The sequence below is a fragment of the Paenarthrobacter sp. NPDC089988 genome (genome assembly GCF_044748465.1).
In the GTDB taxonomy this organism is placed as follows: domain Bacteria; phylum Actinomycetota; class Actinomycetes; order Actinomycetales; family Micrococcaceae; genus Arthrobacter.
Genome location: NZ_JBIVGD010000015.1, coordinates 95,696 through 113,642 on the forward strand (window position 1 = coordinate 95,696; position 17,947 = coordinate 113,642).

Here is a 17,947-nt window from a genome sequence, read left to right on the forward strand (position 1 = left end):
AGTGCTGAGACGGACCCAACCTCGGCACCGTTTCGCCTCATGTTGCTCTCGCACTCCTACTGGCCCGAACACAGCCCACCCCAACGCCGGTGGTCTTCCCTGACACGAGAGTTCCAAACTGCCGGTTGGGAAGTTGATGTTGTTACGCCCGTCGCCCACTACCCGAATGGCCGACGTGACTTGCCACGCCGTGAGGCTGGCTATGCGTTCACCACCCAGACCGGGCCGCACGGCGAACGGATCCGGCGCGTTCCTTATCTGCGGCATATGGGCCGATCGGCAGTGGCCCGGCTCATTGATCAGCTGTATTCGGCGATCATGTCCGTGCCGTCAGGGCTCGCGGGCCCGAAGCCGGATGCGATCATTGCGACTGCGCCCAGTCTTCCGACCTTGGCTGCGGGCTTTGTGCTCTCCCGCCTGCGCCGAGTCCCTCTGATCGTGGAGATGAGGGATGCATGGCCCGACCTTGCCAGAGATGCGCGCTTGGTCCAGGGCCGCGTCAAGAGCCTGGCGGAACACGCCGTGGAATTCGTCCAACACAGGGCAGACCTGGTGATTACTGTCACTGAGGGTTTTGCAGAGACTCTGCGGGAACGGGGGGTGCGAAATGTTGCCACCGTGAGCAACGGACTAGACCTGCGAGCAGTGCCGTTCCTTGAACCGCCTGCGCTGGAACGCGATGGATTTCATGCTCTCTACCTTGGCAACCATGGCAAGAGCCAAAAACTTGACATAGCAATTCGTGCGAGTGCCCTGCTTGGAGACGGCTTCCATCTGACGTTGGTTGGCCAAGGAACAACCAGGCCCCAACTGGTCAAACTGGCTCGGGAGCTCAACGCGCCTGTGACCTTTTTCCCCTCAGTCCACGGATCAGCCGTGCTTGAAAAGTATCGCGATGCCGATACTTGCATTGTTTCGTTACGCGATGACTGGAAGTCCTTCGAAACCACCATCCCGTCCAAGACGTATGAAGTGCTTGCTGTGGGCCGTCATGTGACAGCGATTGTACGGGGCGAGGCCAAACGAATCATCCTCGACGCAAAGGGCGGCGATGTTGTTGCCGCCAATCCGGAAGCCGTCGCGGAATTGTGGCGTGAGCTTGCACGGGACCGCTCGCGACTGGCTGCCGGTCAAAGCGGACGGGAATGGGTCCAAAAGCACGCGGACTACGCCGAACTGGCTAATCAGTACATGTCCAAAATTGCGTGCCTTGTTGGTCGGGACGCGGTTGCGCGGCTTGGGGACGATGTCTCATGATTCCAGTGCTGAAGAATGTGATTCTGGCAGCCAACACCGTAGCCGAGCACTTGACAGAGGCCCCGTTCGTGCTGGCGCTTCAGGTCTTGAGGCGCCTGCCTTCCACGATTGTGCGTCCTGTGGCTCGGAGTTTTTCGGCCGCCGCGCCAGGTTCCAGTCGTCCGGTCTTCATGATGGCCAGTCACGCCGCCGGGGACGAGGCCGCATTGGTTCGTCGGTTTACGAATGCGCTCAACCGACCCGGATCCCCGGACCAGTCTCGGAAGGCGGCCGAAGTCGCATTGGCCGCAGGACAGGCTGGCTGGGCTGATGCGTTCTTGGCAAACGCGACGGCAAGCAAGCACTTCCCGGCGGCTTCAGCGCGACGTCAGTGGTACGACGGTGACATGCAGGGCGCCGTCGCGCTCCTGGAAGGCGAAAGCAAGAGCCGTGCCAAACTACGTGTGAGACTTGAATCCGAGCTGCGCGTTTTCCAAGGCTGGCGACCCTCGCTGGGCAAGGTGGAGATCAAGCCGGAGCCCTGCCGTGTCCTTCACCTGCTGACGAATTCTGTTCCGCACACGGCCAGTGGCTACGCTCGACGCAGCCACTCGATCCTGACGGCACAGCAAGAGGCAGGATGGGAGACTCTGGCGGTCACCCGCTTGGGCTACCCCGTCCAAATCGGTGTTCTTGCCGCCCAAGGGATGGACGTCGTCGACGGCGTTCCCTACCAGCGTTTACTGCAGGGCAAAATGGCAAGAACCATGGACGGCAGGCTGCAGCAGCAGGCGGAGGCGCTGCTGCAGGTTGCACGTGCGTTCCGTCCCAGCGTCATCCACACCACAACGCATTTCGTGAACGGCCTTGTGGCCCGCGAAGTTGCCAATGCGCTGGGCATTCCATGGGTCTATGAAGTCCGGGGACAACTTGCTGACACTTGGGCTTCGACCAGGGGACCGGAAGCACGGAACAGCGAGCGCTACCGGCTCTTCGTCGAGCGCGAGGCCGAACTCGTGCGGAGCGCCGACATGGTGGTGACCCTTGGCGAGTCCATGAAGCAGAACATCCTCGCCGCCGGAGTTCCTGCGGAGCGGATACTTATTGCTCCGAACGCCGTAGGTGGGGACTATCTTCGCGAGCCCATGACGCAACGGGACGCACGGCAGTCTGTGGGCCTCGATCCAGAGGGGCTCTATATAGGCACTGTCAGCAGCTTGGTTGATTACGAGGGACTCGATGACCTCGTCACGGCATTTGCGTTGCTCGCGCCACGGGTGCCAGAGTTGAGGCTGGTTGTAGTGGGGGACGGGACGGCAGCTCCGGCCCTTCAAGAGCAAGTGCGACGGTTGGGACTGTCTGGGCGCACCATTTTCACGGGGCGGGTTCCATCGGACCAAGCACGCATCCATCACCAAGCATTGGACGTTTTTGTTGTGCCCCGAAAGGACCTGGCGGTCACGCGTTCAGTGACACCGCTGAAACCGGTGGAGGCACTGGCTTCTGCCCGGCCGGTTGTTGCCAGCCGCTTGGATGCCCTGCGCGAGATAGTGAACGACGGCGTCAACGGCCGCCTGACCGAAGCGGGGAATCCGTCAGAGTTGGCCGAAACCCTGAGGAGCCTGCTTGAAGACAGCGGGCTTCGGCTTCGACTGGGGGCAGCCGGCAGGCAGGACGTGCTGGCCACGAGAACGTGGAAGGCGAACGCGGAAGCCTACGTTCGGGCATACGAGACTTTGGCGACTAACTATATGAGGAGGGCCAGCTGATGTCGGCGAAAAAGACCAAGCTTCCGCCGCCGGCGGCAATTCAGCGCATGTCCGTGGATATTCGCAAGCTGTCCCGTGTTGGATCGCGGCCCGGTTTCCTGGACTACCTGGTTCAGCTGTGGGATTATCGGCAGTTCATTTTTTACGACGCTCGGGCGCGGGTGCAGAGCGGCACGCGCAAGGATCGCCTGGGAAGCGCATGGCTGCTCCTCAACCCGGTTTTCAACGGTTTGACGTACTACGTTATTTTCGGCTTGTTGCTGCAGACGAGCCATGGGATCGAAAACTTCATCGGCTACCTGGTGATCGGTGTGTTCCTGTTCCACTACAGTGCAGGTGCCATCACTTCCGGGGCTCGCTCCATCCGAAACGGTAAGTCCGTGGTCCAGGCGTTCAATTTTCCCCGAGCTGCACTGCCACTGGGTGCCAATATCCGTGAAATGCTTTCCGCGGTGCCTTTGATCCTTGGCATGCTGTTGTTGATCGTCATCGTTCCTCCGGCGGAGAACATCAGCCTGCTCTGGTTCCTGCTGGTACCTGCGGTTCTCCTGCAGGGAATTTTCAACCTGGGAATTGGCATGATCTTGGCCAGGATCATCTCAAGGGTCCACGATGTGACGCATCTCCTGCCGTTCTTTATTCGGGCGTGGATGTATGGCTCTGCGGTCTTTTATTCGTATGAACGGTTTGTTAAGGATCCGACCTTGATTGCCATCTTGAAATTCAATCCTCTGTACAACGTCATCGACATAGCGCGCAGCTGTCTGCTTTATGACCGCGTGCCCTCCTGGGAGTCATGGGCCACGCTGGGGGTTGTCGCTCTTGGTGCACTGTTGGTCGGCTTCATCTTCTTCTGGCAAGGGGAGGAGACTTATGGGCGCGATTGATACCGCAACTTTCCTGGACGGACCCCCGTGCGTGGTGATCGATAAAGTACGGATGACCTACAGGGTGCCGACTTCGGAGGGCAAAACCCCTAATGGCAGGGGCCTGCGTAACCGGGTCCGGCAGATCTTCGAGCGGCCCAACCTTGTGACCGTTAGTGCCCTCAAGGAAATCTCGCTGGTGGTGGAACGTGGCGAATCGGTGGGTATCATCGGCCGAAACGGTTCCGGCAAGAGCACCATCATGAAACTCATCAGCGGCCAGGTAGCGCCGACGCAAGGGGCTGTATATGCCTCGAGTACGCCCGTACTGCTGGGCGTTAACGCGGCCCTGGTGCCGGAGCTCTCAGGAGACCAAAACGTGGTCCTGGGGTGTCTCGCCATGGGCATGAGCATGGAGGAGATCGACGCGCAGTTCGCCAACATCGTGACTGTGTCCGGGCTTGATTCGGCAATCTATCTCCCAATGAAGTCCTATTCGTCCGGAATGGCGTCACGGCTGCGGTTTGCGATTGCCGCAGCAGTGAATCCAGAGATCCTTTTGGTGGACGAAGCGCTGAACACAGGCGATGCCCAGTTCAACAACCGGAGCAAGGCACGAATGGATGAACTTCGGGCCCAAGCCGGTTGTGTATTCATTGTCAGCCACGGCCTGGACACCATCCGCGATATGTGCAGCCGGGCGATTTGGCTGGACAAGGGCGAACTAATCATGGATGGGCCGCCGGACGAGACAGCTGCTGTTTACAAGGATTTTTCGTCGAATCTTTCCCGCGGCAACAATTTGACAGCATCGCGGATCAAGGATGAAGCACGGGCAAATCTTGTTGCCACGCGTGTGTTGGAGCGGGCCAGTGGGCGCCGCATGGAAGGGCGTTGAGTTTCTTTGATCGATAGCATCCGCAAGGCCGTCTGGCACTTCAGGCAGGGGGGTACCGCCCAGGTCCTGGAGTGGCAGAGAAGGCAAAAAATCGAAAGACGCCTCAGCGGAGGCAGCGGCAGGGGTGCGTCCCCGGCCCGCTCCGGGGGAAATGGAGCTCCCCCTGCCTTTGCACCTCACCGGGTTCCGGACAGGGGTCCGCGGCGGGACGATCTGACCGTGGGCGTCATTCTGGACGATTTCTCGATCGCGTCGTTCTCGTTTGAATGGAACCTGCTGCAGTTGCGGAAGGACACGTGGCGTCAGCAGCTCGAAGAGACCAGTATTGACTTCCTTTTCGTGGAGTCTGCATGGAACGGAAACCAAGGCTCCTGGAAGTACCAGCTCATGGGAACCTCCGGACCCAAACAGGACTTCCTGGACCTCATGGCTTGGTGCCGTGACCAAGGAATCCCGACGGTCTTCTGGAACAAGGAAGATCCGCCCCATTACGACGACTTCCTTCCGGCCGCCCGGGAGTTCGATGTCGTCTTCACCAGTGACTCAGACCGCATCTCGTCCTACCGCGAGGACCTGGGCCATGACCGCGTGGCGGCGCTCCCATTTGGCGCGCAACCGGCCATTCACAATCCCATCCGGGTGGGTCAGGGCCACCACGCACGCGGGGTCGCATTTGCAGGCATGTATTTTGCGCACAAGTATCCCGAACGCCGGCAACAAATGGATGTACTGCTGTCTGCGGCACGCGATGCCTCGGCACAGTCGGGACCGAAACTTGAAATCTTCTCCCGCCAGTTGGGTGGCGATTCGAACTATCAGTTCCCGGTGCCGTTCAACGAACATGTGGTCGGCACCCTTGACTATGCCAAGATGTTGACCGCTTACCGGGCCTACAAAGTGTTCCTCAATGTCAACTCTGTGGTGGATTCTCCCAGCATGTGCGCCCGGAGGATATTCGAGATTACTGCCTCTGGCACGCCTGTAGTTTCAACTCCCAGTGCGGCAATCAGCCATTTCTTTGATGCGGACCAGGTTTTTGTTGCCGGCTCGCGCCAGCAGGCAGAGAGCCAGATCCGTATGCTCGCCCGTAGCTCGGAACTCAATGACAGGGTGGTCCACCGCGGGCAGAGGCGGATCTGGAGCGAACACACGTACGCCCACCGCGCCGAGTCGGTGGTGGCCTCGGTTCTCCCTGACCGTTTCCAGCCGCTTGAGGTGCCCACAGTCAGCGCGCTGGTTCCCACAATCCGTCCGCATCAGCTGGAGCATGTCTTCTCAACGGTTGGCAGCCAGGCAGATGTCGATGTGGAACTGGTCCTGCTGACACATGGCTTTGAAGTGCCGGAAAGCGAAGTGAATGAGCTCGCAGTGAAGCACGGCGTGAACCGCTTCAAGTTGTTGACAGCGTCCAGGGATGTCACCCTCGGTGAGTGCCTCAATTTGTGCGTTGCCGCATCAACGAGTGAAGTCTTGACCAAGATGGACGACGACGACTACTACGGTCCAAGGTATTTGGTGGACCTCCTCCACGCCCTCGATTATTCGAAGGCGGATGTTGTGGGCAAGCAGGCACATTACATGTACTTTGCGGCGACCAACGCGACCATGCTGAGGATTCCGCATATGGAACACCGCACAACGCGGTTTGTTATGGGGCCCACCATAACCGCTCGCCGGGAGGTGTTCGAATCACATCCTTTCGAAGCGCTGAACAGGGGAGAGGACACTGCCTTCCTCAAGGCCGTTTCCACTGCGGGCGGTTTGATCTACTCGGGAGACCGATTCAATTTTTGCCAGTACCGAAAAGGTGACGGACACACCTGGGATGTCTCTGACGAAGAGCTGGCCGCTTCCGGCGAAATAAAATTCTTTGGGGACCCCAAAGAACACATCACTGTTTAACTAAAAGGGGAAATAATGACGAGCATCAAGACTGTGGCCGTTATCGGCCTTGGGTACATCGGTTTGCCGACTGCGGCGATCCTTGCCACCAACGGCATTGACGTTGTGGGCGTCGACGTAAACCAAAACACCGTTGACGCAGTGAACCGCGGAGAGGTTCCCTTTGTGGAGCCTGATCTTGGAGTGCACGTAGCCGGCGCCGTGAGTCAGGGACACCTGCGCGCCACAACCGAAACTCCCGCGGCAGAGGCCTACATCGTCGCTGTCCCAACCCCGTTCCGTGCGGACCACTCGGCAGACCTGAGCTACATCGAAGCCGCCGCGCGTGGTATCGCTCCCCAGTTGAAGGGTGACGAACTGGTCATCCTTGAGTCCACCTCGCCGCCGCGCGCAACCCGTCACCTGGCCGACTATATCCTGGCCCTCCGCCCCGACCTGTCGGTTGACGGCGCCAATGGGGCACCCGTTATCCATTTCGCCCACTGCCCGGAGCGAGTTCTCCCTGGCCGCGTCATGATCGAACTTGTCACGAACGACCGAATCGTTGGTGGCGTGACGCCGATTGCTGCAGAACTGGCCAAGGACCTGTACGCAGTCTTCTGCCAGGGTGAAATCCTGGTCACGGATGATGTCACGGCTGAGATGGCGAAGCTGGTGGAGAACTCCTACCGTGACGTCAACATCGCCTTTGCCAACGAACTGTCCATCATCAGCGACAAACTCGGAATTGACGTGTGGGAACTGATCCGGCTCGCCAACCACCACCCGCGTGTCAACATCCTGCAGCCGGGCCCCGGTGTAGGCGGACACTGCATCGCCGTGGACCCGTGGTTCATCGTGGCCGCGGCTCCGGAGGAAGCCCAGCTCATTCGTCAGGCCCGCGTAACCAACGACTCCAAGCCGGAATGGGTTGTGGCAAAGGCTCGCAAGGCCGCTGAAGAAGCCGGCGCGACACCCGTCATCGCTACGCTTGGTCTGGCCTTCAAGGCGAACATCGATGACCTCCGTGAGTCGCCGTCAATCGGCATCGCCGCTGAACTCGCAGAACAACTCCCCACTGCCAAACTCCTTGTTGTGGAACCTCACGTGGAGGCCCTTCCGGCGGCCCTTCGTGACCGGGCGAACGTCCAACTCGTAGCCACCGAGGAGGCTATCGCCAAGGCGGACGTCATTGTGGTCCTGGTGGACCATGACGAATTCAAGGCCATCTCTCCTGCGGCCTACGCGGGCAAGACTGTGATTGACTCCCGGGGTATCTGGGGTCCTGACGCAGTTGCAGAGACGGCCGCTGCAGTCCCCGTCGCAAACTAACGGCACATCGGCTACCACAGAGGAAGATTCACTACTTTCATGGACCATAAGATCCCGGATATTGAGCAAGTCCGGCATGGGATCAGCCTCGCGGCCCTGGCCCACGATGCCCAGATCACGAAGCTCCAGGCTGAGCTGCGCGACGCGTATCAGCAGGAAGTCGAGATGGCCTCTGTGGTAGCCGAACGGCGGCAGTTCAGCCAGGAACTGTTCACTGCCCGCCTCAAGCTGGACATGTACCGTCAGAAATTTGCCACCAGTGAGGCGGAACTGATCAGCGCACGAAAGCTGCTGGCCGAGCGCGATGAACAACTGAACGACCTTTCGCGCACCCTGGCAGAAGCGCAGAAAAAGCTCAGTGCGCTGTCTGAGTCCATGTTGGGCGCACTGCAACTGATGTATTGGCGCCGACGCCGGCGCCTCGGACGGGGGAAGTCCTAATGGGGGAACCGGTGAATCACCAGAAAGATCGCCTCTGGCGCGCCAAAAAGCGGCTGGAAGAGCTGGAATATTGCCATACGGCAGCAGATTCACGGCAGGGCTTCTATAGTTCAAGCTATTATGTGGATTCTGTGCTGGCAGGCAAACCTGTCATGCCCTCCACAACAAAAAAGAAATACTTGGCCCGCCGAAACGCGTCGCATCTCCAAGGCTACATCGAGGACCTTCGTCCCATGCTGGATGCTGTCCCGGAGTCTTTGGGTTCGAGGAGCCTCCGCGCCCATCCGGTTGACGTAGCCATCATCGCGGACGAATTCCTCTACAAGAGCTTCGACTCAACGGCGCGTCTTGCTTACGTGACCCCAAAGAATTACCAGGAAGTGGCCCACGGGGCCGGGCTGTTGCTGATTGCAAGCACGTGGCGGGGACTCGGCGGTGAATGGAAGGGGCTCGCCACACCGGAATCGAAAAAGCGGAAGTTTTTGCTCGAAGAGGTTGTCCCCTACTTCAGGGCCAAAGGCATGCCCGTTGCTTTCTATTCAAAAGAGGATCCGCCGAACTACAGCCAATTCCTCAGCATTGCCCAGTCCGCCGACCATGTTTTCACCTGCGCCGCGGAAAGCGTTGCAGATTATGCGCGGGATTGCCCTGACGCTGCTTCGATCCGGGTTCTGAGTTTCGGGGTCAACCCCCACCACCACTCACCAGTCTTCTCACGCAGGCACCGTCTCCCCGATGTGCTCTTCGCCGGTTCGTGGCATACCCAGCGGTATCAGTCACGCAGGTCCGCTGCGAAGACCATCTTCGACGGCGTCCTCGAATCATCACGGAACCTTGTGATCATCGATCGAAACTGGTCTTTGGAGAACAGCCGCTACTTCTTTCCGGAAGAGTATCTGCCGAATGTCGTGCCAAGCATCCAGCATGATCTGCTTTTGAAGCTCCAGCGGATGTCCGACTTCAATATCAACCTGAATTCGGTCATTTCCAGCTCTTCCATGTACGCGAACAGGGTGGTCGAGCTGCAAGCCATGGGGTCCATGGTGTTGTCGAACTACAACTTGGGGGTCAACAACAGGTTTCCCAACGTTCTCACGGCCCAGACGAGTGAGGATGTGCGCGCCACTCTCGACGGAATGTCGAAGAGGGACCTGTACGGAGTCCAGATGGAGGGTCTGCGGCGCGCTTTCTCGGACCACCTTGCCCACGACCGGATGGCTGACATTCTTCAGACTGCGGGGACGATGGGCGCGGCTTCCGCGATCCGCGTCTGCGCGGTCCTCGATTCACGCTCGGCGGCGCTAGAGGAGACCGTACAGCGGCAGACACTCAACAACGTGGAGATCCTGACTCAACAGGAGCTGCAGGCACGACGCCTTGAATTTGACGTCACAGTTCCCCTCTCGGATCGGTTCACCTACGCACCGACATATCTTGAGGATCTGGTCAACGGCTTCAAATATGCGGACGTCGATTTCGTCATGAAGTCAGTGCAGCAGGCGGGCGTGGCTGGCCTGGTTCCCGAGCATGAGACTTTCTCAACGATGCCCGATCCTTCAGTGGGAGCCGTTTGGCTCGACTCGGATGCCGGCGACGCCTATCTGGAGGGTGCGCTGATAGAGGGCAACGGGTACGCGCTTGATCCCTTGGGGATAGCCCGACGTGAAGATTCACTGTCGCTGGCGGATACTGAAACTCCGCCGCCCCCCGAAGCAGTTCTTTCCGTCGTCGTACCGGTGCATAACAACGGCCCATTCCTCCTCAACAAGTGCGTTAGATCCCTGGAGCGGTCCTCGATCTTTTCCCGGATGGAGGTCATCCTGGTTGACGACGGCTCCACTGACCTTCGGACTCAGCAGATACTTGATGAGCTGGAGGAACGCCATAGCCAAATCACAGTTTTCCGGTTTGGGGATACCGGCTCGGGGAGTGCGTCCAGGCCAAGGAACAAGGGCCTGGAACTCGCAACGGCACCTTGGGTGACCTATCTGGACCCGGACAACGAAGCGATATGCGACGGTTACGCCAAGCTTGTGCGACTTGCTGAGGACGGATCGCTGGATATGGCCGTTGGAGACATGGTCAGGTATTCGGACGGCATCAGGACCTTCCGCAATTCACGCAAGCTCAGTCAAAAATTGAATGTCACGCCTGAACGCGCACAAGAATCGTCCGACAGTCTCCTGACGCGCCTGGACTTTTATCCCATGAGCATTCAAGCCGCTGTCATGAACACTGCTTGGTTGAAGGACCAGGGCCTAGAGCAGCCGGTAGGCGCGCTCGGCCAGGACTCGTTCTTCTTTCAACAGATGGTTCACTATGCACGCAAGATCGATGTGCTGGAAGTACCCATCCACATCTACTACGGTGCGGTGCAGAATTCCGTGGTGAACTCGCTCGGCCCTCGGTTCTTCCGGAAGTACCTCCCACTCGAGGCGGCCAGGGCTGCCTGGCTTGAGGAAGTGGGGCTGATGGCAGACTACAAGGCGACGCGTGCCCAAACCTACATGAAGCATTGGTTCGTCCGTAAACTGAAGCTGGTCCCGGAGTCGGACGTCGCAGAATGCGTTGAGCTCATCCAGCAGTTGGGGCGCCTCTACGAACCCATAACGTGGGAGGACGCGGAAGTAGTGGCAGTAATGGCCGGCGACACCTCTCTACTCCATAGTGAGCCGGCCAGCGTGCCGCTGGGCACTAACTGATCCGGCCGAAGCTGAATCTGTTCGTAAAGACCTGGTGGCGGGTTCTGTCCGCCGCCAGGCAGAGCGACCAAACGCCCTCGCGCGTACCGTCCTCAACGGAACGCCATCCCCGTAGGGGCTCTTCGGACTCGCGCGTGGGGCCTTGGACCTGGAGACCGTTATCCGGCTCCAGTTCGAGGCTCCATACGCCCCCCGGCAGTATCCAGGAAGGCCCCATGGCTGGGGATTCCTTTGTGAATTCAAGCGCACCGGCGATGTTGTACCAGATCTGAAAGTCACGCTTGACCGCATCCATGGACTGGACGTCATCAGTGACCGTGAGACTCACGCCAGGCACCAACTCGATGGTGCGCCGGTGGATCCATTCCCCATGGTCCATGGTGCCGCGCAGGACAAACAGGCCCTCCTTTTGCTCGCACGTGCCTAGTCCGGATCCCGGAGCGGTTCGACGGCGGTTGTGGTTCTGGTGGTTGGCGGCAACGGTATTGTGGGCCGGCGTGGACTCGACGTACTGCCTGAAAGGATCGGCATAATAGAAGCCTTCGGCGCGCAACGGCGAATCTGTGGGCAATTGGGCGCCGTAACCATAGCGGCCGCCCTCGACCAGTATTTCCTGTCCGTGGTCGTACCAAACAAAATTTAGATCGTCGGCATGTTTATGTGCCCGGCCATGAAAAGCTGCCGTGAAGGCGAGGTAGGTGGCTCCGGGCTGTGGACCCCGCCCTTGGGGCTGGGGCGACCTGACGAAGGCGTAACCTGTCTCAGGAAACACACCCAGCTCATCCGGGTTGGCTTTTCCGGTGGAACCACCTGACATCAGGAAGTTCGTTTCAGGGCTGAGGGTAGGAGGATGGCCTGCGCCAACCATTTGAACGTGAGGGGTGTCGCCCAGAGGGACCAGCGAACCGTTCGGCTGGATCATCCAGCCGAGCAAATCTGCAGCTTTCCTCAGTCGGCCGGTCAGTTCCGAATCCGCTATGAGGCCGTTGTCTACGGCCAGCTGGAACGAATACATGAGCATCCGGTGGTATTCAGGGGAGTGCTCGCTGTGACCGCCATCGGTAAGGAACTGGGTGCGGATCATGATGGCCAGGCGGTCGCACCCATCCTCCGCCATTCCCAGCATCCCCGGCACGGCCTCGAGGGTCCTGCCTAGTACCGTCTGTCCGATCGCTACAAAGTAGCCGTGGTTGGTGCGGGGGTTGAACGAGCTGTCCAACGTGAACTCGACCCTGTGCCTGTCCACGGCATGGAGGAGCGAACGAAAATCCGCGTCGGTTATGCCGTTCCTGGCACCCAGATAGATAAGACCTGCCAGGCGAAGGGCACGTTGACCGAGGGCCATGTTGTACCAAACGATTGCGTTGGCTGTCTCCTGCTCGCAATATCTCTCCGACCAGGAGACGGCACGGTCAAGGCACCATTGCAGGTACTTCCGTTCACCCGTCCGAATGAACTCCTGGATGGGTTTATCCATGAACTTCCAGCCGTGCAGTTGGGAACCCCAACTCCTGTCTTCTGCACAGAGGGCGTCCCAGGCGAGTGGCAACGAGAGGTCCAGCCTGTCGTAGTCGCCGGCCTTCCACCCGTCGCTGGTGACCACATCAGCGGAATCACTTACCAGGCTGTCGAACCACACACCGCTGGACAGGTCCGGCCGGTGGCTCGTAACGATCTGTTGCCGGAGCGTTTCAAGGTCACCGTCCGTAAAATGCTGGAACAGGGCGTCAGACGCGTATTGCATTCGCAGCGAGGTTTGCATACTGGTGGTTGTAAACAGCGGCGTTGGCTTCCCACGAACGGCTTTCACGAACCCATGCTGCGCCGTCCACGGACATCTGGCCGCGCGTTTCCGGGTGGGAGACTAGGTCCGAAAGCACATCCGCCAGCGAGGTGCTGTTTCCGGCTTGGAAGAGCGCAGCGGAGCCGCTGGCTTCGGCAATTTCTTTCAGTGCATCGACATCTGACATGACAATGGCACGTCCTGTGGCAAAGGCTTCGAACGGCTTGAGCGGCGTTACGAGCTGGCAAACCGCGGCCGGCGTGCGAGGCACAACGAAGATGTCGATGAGACCGTAGTAGTCCAGGATGTCGTCGTGGGGCACACGCCCGGTGAACAGGGCGTCATCGAGTCCCAGCGACTTGGCGGTGTCCTTGAGGGAGTCCAGGACTGGCCCGTCACCTACCACGAGAAGCCGTATCGGAACGTTCAGGCGTTGGCGCAATTGGCTGAACGCCTCGATAAGTACAGGTACACCCTCGTACTCGACCAAGGAGGAGATGTATCCAATGACAATCTCGTCACTTTCGATACCGAGCTTGGCAGCCAAACCGGCGTTGCGGGTTTGAATCGGGAACTGCTCGCCACTGACTGCGTTCGGCACAACGGACGTTTTGTCCTCAGGGCAGCCTTCCGCCGTGATGCGGCGCTTCATGACCTCGGCCAGGGTGAAGACATGGTCCGCAGCATCCCTGCAGTCATGCTCGCGCTCCCGACGCCATGCGTAGGTGTCCGGGCTGCCCCAGCGTTCGCTGAACGACTCGATGTCTTCGATGCCATTCGCCTGAGCCATGCGGGAGAGCCAGGATTCTTCCCAGAAGCCGCGGGATTCGTAAATCACTGGGATTCCGAAGTAGTCACCGACGGCCCTCGCTGAGAGAGCGTTGAAGAAGTCCGAATGCGCGTGCAGCACAGCTGGGCGTACCTCGGCTACCACCCGCGCGAGTTCTTCAACGTTGGAACTGAGCCAGGTTGTCAACGCCGTGTTCACGCGAATGGGACCGGTGGGCATGTGGTAGGAGACACCATCGAGATCTACATGTGCGGCCGCATCATTGTTCACCGCATCGCCCACCTGATTGCACACGTGCACTTCCAAACCTGACTTGATTTGAGCCAAGGCCGTGTAGTGCGTGCGCAGTGTATAGCCGGACTGCGTGGTTGGAAGAACCTTGCCCACTACGTGGAGGACACGGTTCGGGGTGGGTTCGAAAAGTTCGAAGGGTCCCTGAACCTGCGGCTTGAAAGTGCCTGAGTAGATTTTGACTTCTTCATCCCGCAGCTCGATGGCACTGGCCAACTTTTCATTGGGATTCCTGTCAAACACCACCCGCAGTACGTTCTGGCTCTTAATGGTGTAACCGAGCTTGCGCAATTCATTGGCAAGGCCGCGAAGAGCAGCAGTATTAATCTTTTCGAAAAGGGACTGATCGTCCAGCATCTCGTAGACAGCAAGTGGTCTGGTCTTGTACTGGGCCTCTGCAAGTTTCTTGAGTTCGGAGGCAGTGAAGGAGCCCCAGTTGTTGCCGTCAATAGCCACGAGCTCGAACTGCCGGACCAGGTGGCGCTTTTCCAGTTTCTTGACTTGTTCGTCGTGGTCAGACTTGAGGTCTTCGACCAGCTTCAGGAGGCGCTCATTTTCGGCCTCTGCTTCCGCATCGTCGTCTTCAGCGTTCGGTGCGGGCGCCGGTGCCAGCGAGTTCTGAAACAGTTCGGACAGCTGCTCCGTGGAGGCATCCTGGGTCTCTTTCAGCTCCGCCAATTGCCGTTGCAAAGTCAGCATGTACTTCTTGATCGAAGCCTGTGACTCGCGTTGTAAACGCCGGCTGTCCTTCATCCTCGCTATGAAGGCGGTGGCTGCAATGCTCGAGGCCACGATCCCCACCACATACAAGATAATGATAATTACGGCGTTTGCAGACGAATCCGCATGTGGCAACAACGCCAAGAGGGAGCCACTGAAAACGGCGCCCACACCCGCCACCGCGGAAAGGCCAATGGCTTTATCGGAACTGAGTGTTCTATTAGTCTGCAACGATTTTCCTAGTCAACAAGAATCTGGTCAGTGTGATGTGTTGCATTAGCTGCTGCATGAACTTGCACTTGCCTTGAAGCGGTCCAGGGCTGCGGTACGGAACTGGGCATACAGTTCAGCGGTTGCGGCCACGTGGCCGGCACCCCACTCGACGTCCACAAATTCGATCCGGTCTTTGTGCCCGGTGTGTTCGGATTCCAGCATTAGCCGGAATGGATCACGATGCTTCGTTACGTGATGCGTGTCACCGAGGTTCTGAACGTAGAGAACCCTGGGAAGGTCGTTGAGCATGGCGTACGTCTCCACCACGGAAGTGGAGAGTCTGAACGATCGTGCTTCTTCTGTGCTGGCGTCGGATTTCAAGCACGTGGACAAGGCCACATCGGCGCTCGTCCGGAAGTATTCCTTGACGTCTGTTTGCGGGTTGAACACCAAAGCCACGGAATCTGGCAGATAGGCCGCGACTTGAAGCGCAGTGAATCCGCCACCCGAACTACCGGACAGCAGAATGCGCTTGGCTCCGGTTTCGTTCTGCAGTTTGCGAATGCACTCGGCCATGAAGCGATGGACGTTGGTACTGCCGTCTCCGAGGTACCACGACAGAGTCATGTTCTTGTTGAGGTCCAGTGCCGGATCTTGAAAAACAGCGTGGTTCCCTCCTTCCATGAGCTCGGAAGTTAGCCCTTGGAAAAATGGCAGCGTGGTCTTGGTCCTGTTGATTGCCCCGTGGAATCTGACGGACAACAGATCGGAATCCCCTCGGCCCACGGCGAAGGGCAGTACCAAGCCCCCCAAGTTGGCAGAGTAGATCTTGGACGTTTCGCCGTGCCCGAATCCGATCTCTTCCGGAGTGCGGATTGTCTGGATTTGGCGGCCGTAGGTCTTGGAGCGAAGGTCCAGCCCGCCCCAGGCAACAAGTGGCTCCCGCATGACGCCAAGTGCGCTGTTGTTCAGGCCGATGACTTCGGTGAGGTCATTGGAGAGGAGGTCGACGATGCCGGTCCGCAACCCTTGATCGTCACCCGAGCCGTCGATTGCGTCGAGGACGAGATCCAACAGAATGCTCAACGCCTCAAGACGGGCTTTTCGAACATCAGGCTGATGGGTTACCCAGGACTTGAGCGACCCCCAGTACCTGGTGCTGAAGGTGCCGTTGGCTGGTTTGGGGGCCGACCACTGAACTTCCGCCCCCCGGCAAAGCTCCATGGTCTTGAGCCAGGCCGACCTGATGTCCTCCAGTTCGGAGGAATTGCTGCCGACCTCACCCAGGGTCACAGATACGCGCTCTTCCTCGACGGCCAGGTTGAACTGGTACCGTCCTGACATGGCACTCAGGGCCATGCGGCCGCCGGTAGCATCGAGTTTCTTGACGGAGAAGCTTCCCGATTGGGGGGCGGCAAGAATAGTGATGAATCTGAACCTCTGCCCGGACTGCGTTGCAGAGACTACGGTGCCCGGGGTTTTCTCCATCCACTTCCTGGCCATCCAGCCATCGAAGGGTTCCTCCGAACCCTTGGTCGTGGAGATGGCGGGAAGATTGCCTTTCCAGAGGATGAACGACTGTTTGCCTTCGCGTTCCAACCGGATGCCTCCGGGAATCTCTTCCAAACCCGTCTCGGCATCAAGGTGCCAGCGCTGCCTGGCCGTCACATCCTCCGTGCTGAAAACGTTGTCAACAACGACGAAGAAGTCGCCTCCACGGCAGTAGATGACACGCCTCTTCAGTGTGACGCCCTCGTAACCGGAATCCGTGAACGTGAAGTCATCGATTTCATCGCTGGTTGAGGACCGCGTCAGCACAACTTTGGACTTGGGGTTGTAGGCCTTGCCCTCGATGTCCACCACGTTGTGGCCCAGACGGGACAAGCAGAACTCGCGCATTGCGTCTTTTTTGTACGCGTACTTTCCAGCATCTACCAACCAGGGCTGCCCATTTGAGTGCAGCGTCAGGGACGCCCCATCCTGGTGGCCATGAACCCGGTCTGCCTTACCGAAGGAAAGGGAATAGAACGTTTCCTTGTCGAAAGCCCGTTCGTGGTCACCCCATCCGCTCCGGCCGAAAACATAGCCTTGGTTGTAGATCTTTGTCAGCTCTGCAGGGGGTTGGCCGGTGGCACCCTCGGACTTGACGTAGTCGAGCTCAGGTGAGGACAGGGCGCCAGGAGTGGTGGCTTCCGTGTCGCCGATAAGTTCAAACGTGCCGTCGGGTTTGGTGGCGTGGGCGAGCTCCAAGTAGGCAAGCTCCAGCCTGGCGGCGGATTCGGGCCTCTGGATACCTTCTGCGTCGAGTCGCTTGAACGCTTGTTCCCACCACAAAAGGTTGTTCTTGTGGTAGCCGATGGCACCTTCCACATTGACGCCCTGGTCGTCATAGTTTTGTTCGAACAGGGAGGCCAGCCTCTCGACGGCCAGTTCCGTCCAGTCCCCATTGCCGAATACTGAACCGACAACAAAAAGCGCTTGATGTTGGTGCAAAGCGTGGTTCGAATGACCAAGATGCTTGGCATCGGCAAGCCAGGATCCATGCTCATGGATTGAATCGGCGAGCCAGAGGTCCTCGCCCTCGGCCACCAGGGGCAACCCAAACGTCAGCACCATTGCCCGTAGGGCCTCGACCATGTCAGACCATGCGTAGCTGACCAGATTGCCGTCAGGATCCCGCAGTTTCGGATCCAGTGGAGGATTGGCTTGGATCCAGGATTTGCACGTCTTCAGCCAGAATTCCCGAGCCACTGGGTCGCCATCCAGCGCTACTCGCCTGACAGGTTCCAACCAACGCAACATGTGAAGCTGTGCTTGCCAGTTTCTTTGCCCAAAAGGGTCGGACTTCCAATCGATATCGTCTTCGAAGTCCCACGTTGGGTGCGGCCGCATCGTGAGCTTGCCGTTGAGGATTTCGTCAGCCTGCTGGCGGTCCGCGGGCCGTGGCCTGAACATCTCACCGAACGTCTGACGACGGACAGCTTCGAGATCTACTGTATGCCTGGTCATTCGAATCCTTACGCCA

11 protein-coding genes are annotated in these 17,947 nt (G+C 58.9%); 8 read left to right on the top strand and 3 right to left on the bottom strand.

Annotation, left to right across the window (positions count from 1 at the left end; translation table 11 throughout):
- Nucleotides 1-39: 39 nt before the first annotated feature.
- The 8 genes from ACIPV6_RS17395 to ACIPV6_RS17430 all read left to right on the top strand — a co-directional run bounded on the left by ACIPV6_RS17395 (nt 40) and on the right by ACIPV6_RS17430 (nt 11,125).
- The gene (locus ACIPV6_RS17395; RefSeq protein WP_400272071.1) at nt 40-1,257 is read left to right on the top strand and encodes a glycosyltransferase family 4 protein; all 1,218 of its coding nucleotides are present in this window, start codon (nt 40-42) and stop codon (nt 1,255-1,257) included.
- Nucleotides 1,254-3,005 carry a glycosyltransferase family 4 protein gene (locus tag ACIPV6_RS17400; protein ID WP_400272072.1) on the top strand — a complete coding sequence of 584 codons (1,752 nt, stop codon included), beginning with the start codon at nt 1,254-1,256 and terminating at the stop codon, nt 3,003-3,005. Before ACIPV6_RS17395 ends, ACIPV6_RS17400 begins: the two co-directional genes overlap by 4 nt.
- Nucleotides 3,005-3,892, top strand: coding sequence for an ABC transporter permease (locus ACIPV6_RS17405; protein WP_400272073.1), 888 nt, complete (start codon nt 3,005-3,007; stop codon nt 3,890-3,892). The genes ACIPV6_RS17400 and ACIPV6_RS17405 overlap by 1 nt, the downstream gene beginning before the upstream one ends.
- Before the next feature lie 31 nt (nt 3,893-3,923).
- Complete coding sequence (locus ACIPV6_RS17410) at nt 3,924-4,769, top strand: ABC transporter ATP-binding protein (protein WP_400272074.1); 846 nt, start codon at nt 3,924-3,926, stop codon at nt 4,767-4,769.
- Nucleotides 4,770-4,988: 219 nt separating this feature from the next.
- On the top strand, nt 4,989-6,671 hold the full coding sequence (locus ACIPV6_RS17415) for a glycosyltransferase (RefSeq protein ID WP_400272075.1): 1,683 nt from the start codon (nt 4,989-4,991) through the stop codon (nt 6,669-6,671).
- A gap of 15 nt (nt 6,672-6,686) precedes the next feature.
- Complete coding sequence (wecC, locus tag ACIPV6_RS17420; protein WP_400272076.1) at nt 6,687-7,982, top strand: UDP-N-acetyl-D-mannosamine dehydrogenase; 1,296 nt, start codon at nt 6,687-6,689, stop codon at nt 7,980-7,982.
- Nucleotides 7,983-8,021: 39 nt separating this feature from the next.
- Nucleotides 8,022-8,423 (top strand): hypothetical protein, encoded by a 402-nt coding sequence (locus ACIPV6_RS17425; RefSeq protein WP_400272077.1) that lies wholly within the window; start codon nt 8,022-8,024, stop codon nt 8,421-8,423.
- 11 nt (nt 8,424-8,434) lie between these two features.
- On the top strand, nt 8,435-11,125 hold the full coding sequence (locus ACIPV6_RS17430; RefSeq protein ID WP_400272078.1) for a glycosyltransferase: 2,691 nt from the start codon (nt 8,435-8,437) through the stop codon (nt 11,123-11,125).
- Here ACIPV6_RS17430 and ACIPV6_RS17435 read toward each other — a convergent pair.
- The 3 genes from ACIPV6_RS17435 to ACIPV6_RS17445 all read right to left on the bottom strand — a co-directional run bounded on the left by ACIPV6_RS17435 (nt 11,118) and on the right by ACIPV6_RS17445 (nt 17,931).
- Entirely contained in the window at nt 11,118-12,869 is a 1,752-nt protein-coding gene (locus tag ACIPV6_RS17435) for a heparinase II/III family protein (protein ID WP_400272079.1), read from the bottom strand. The genes ACIPV6_RS17430 and ACIPV6_RS17435 overlap by 8 nt on opposite strands.
- Nucleotides 12,853-14,781, bottom strand: coding sequence for a glycosyltransferase (locus tag ACIPV6_RS17440; protein ID WP_400272080.1), 1,929 nt, complete (start codon nt 14,779-14,781; stop codon nt 12,853-12,855). The genes ACIPV6_RS17435 and ACIPV6_RS17440 overlap by 17 nt, the downstream gene beginning before the upstream one ends.
- A gap of 204 nt (nt 14,782-14,985) precedes the next feature.
- Complete coding sequence (locus ACIPV6_RS17445) at nt 14,986-17,931, bottom strand: heparinase II/III family protein (protein WP_400272081.1); 2,946 nt, start codon at nt 17,929-17,931, stop codon at nt 14,986-14,988.
- Nucleotides 17,932-17,947: the final 16 nt, after the last annotated feature.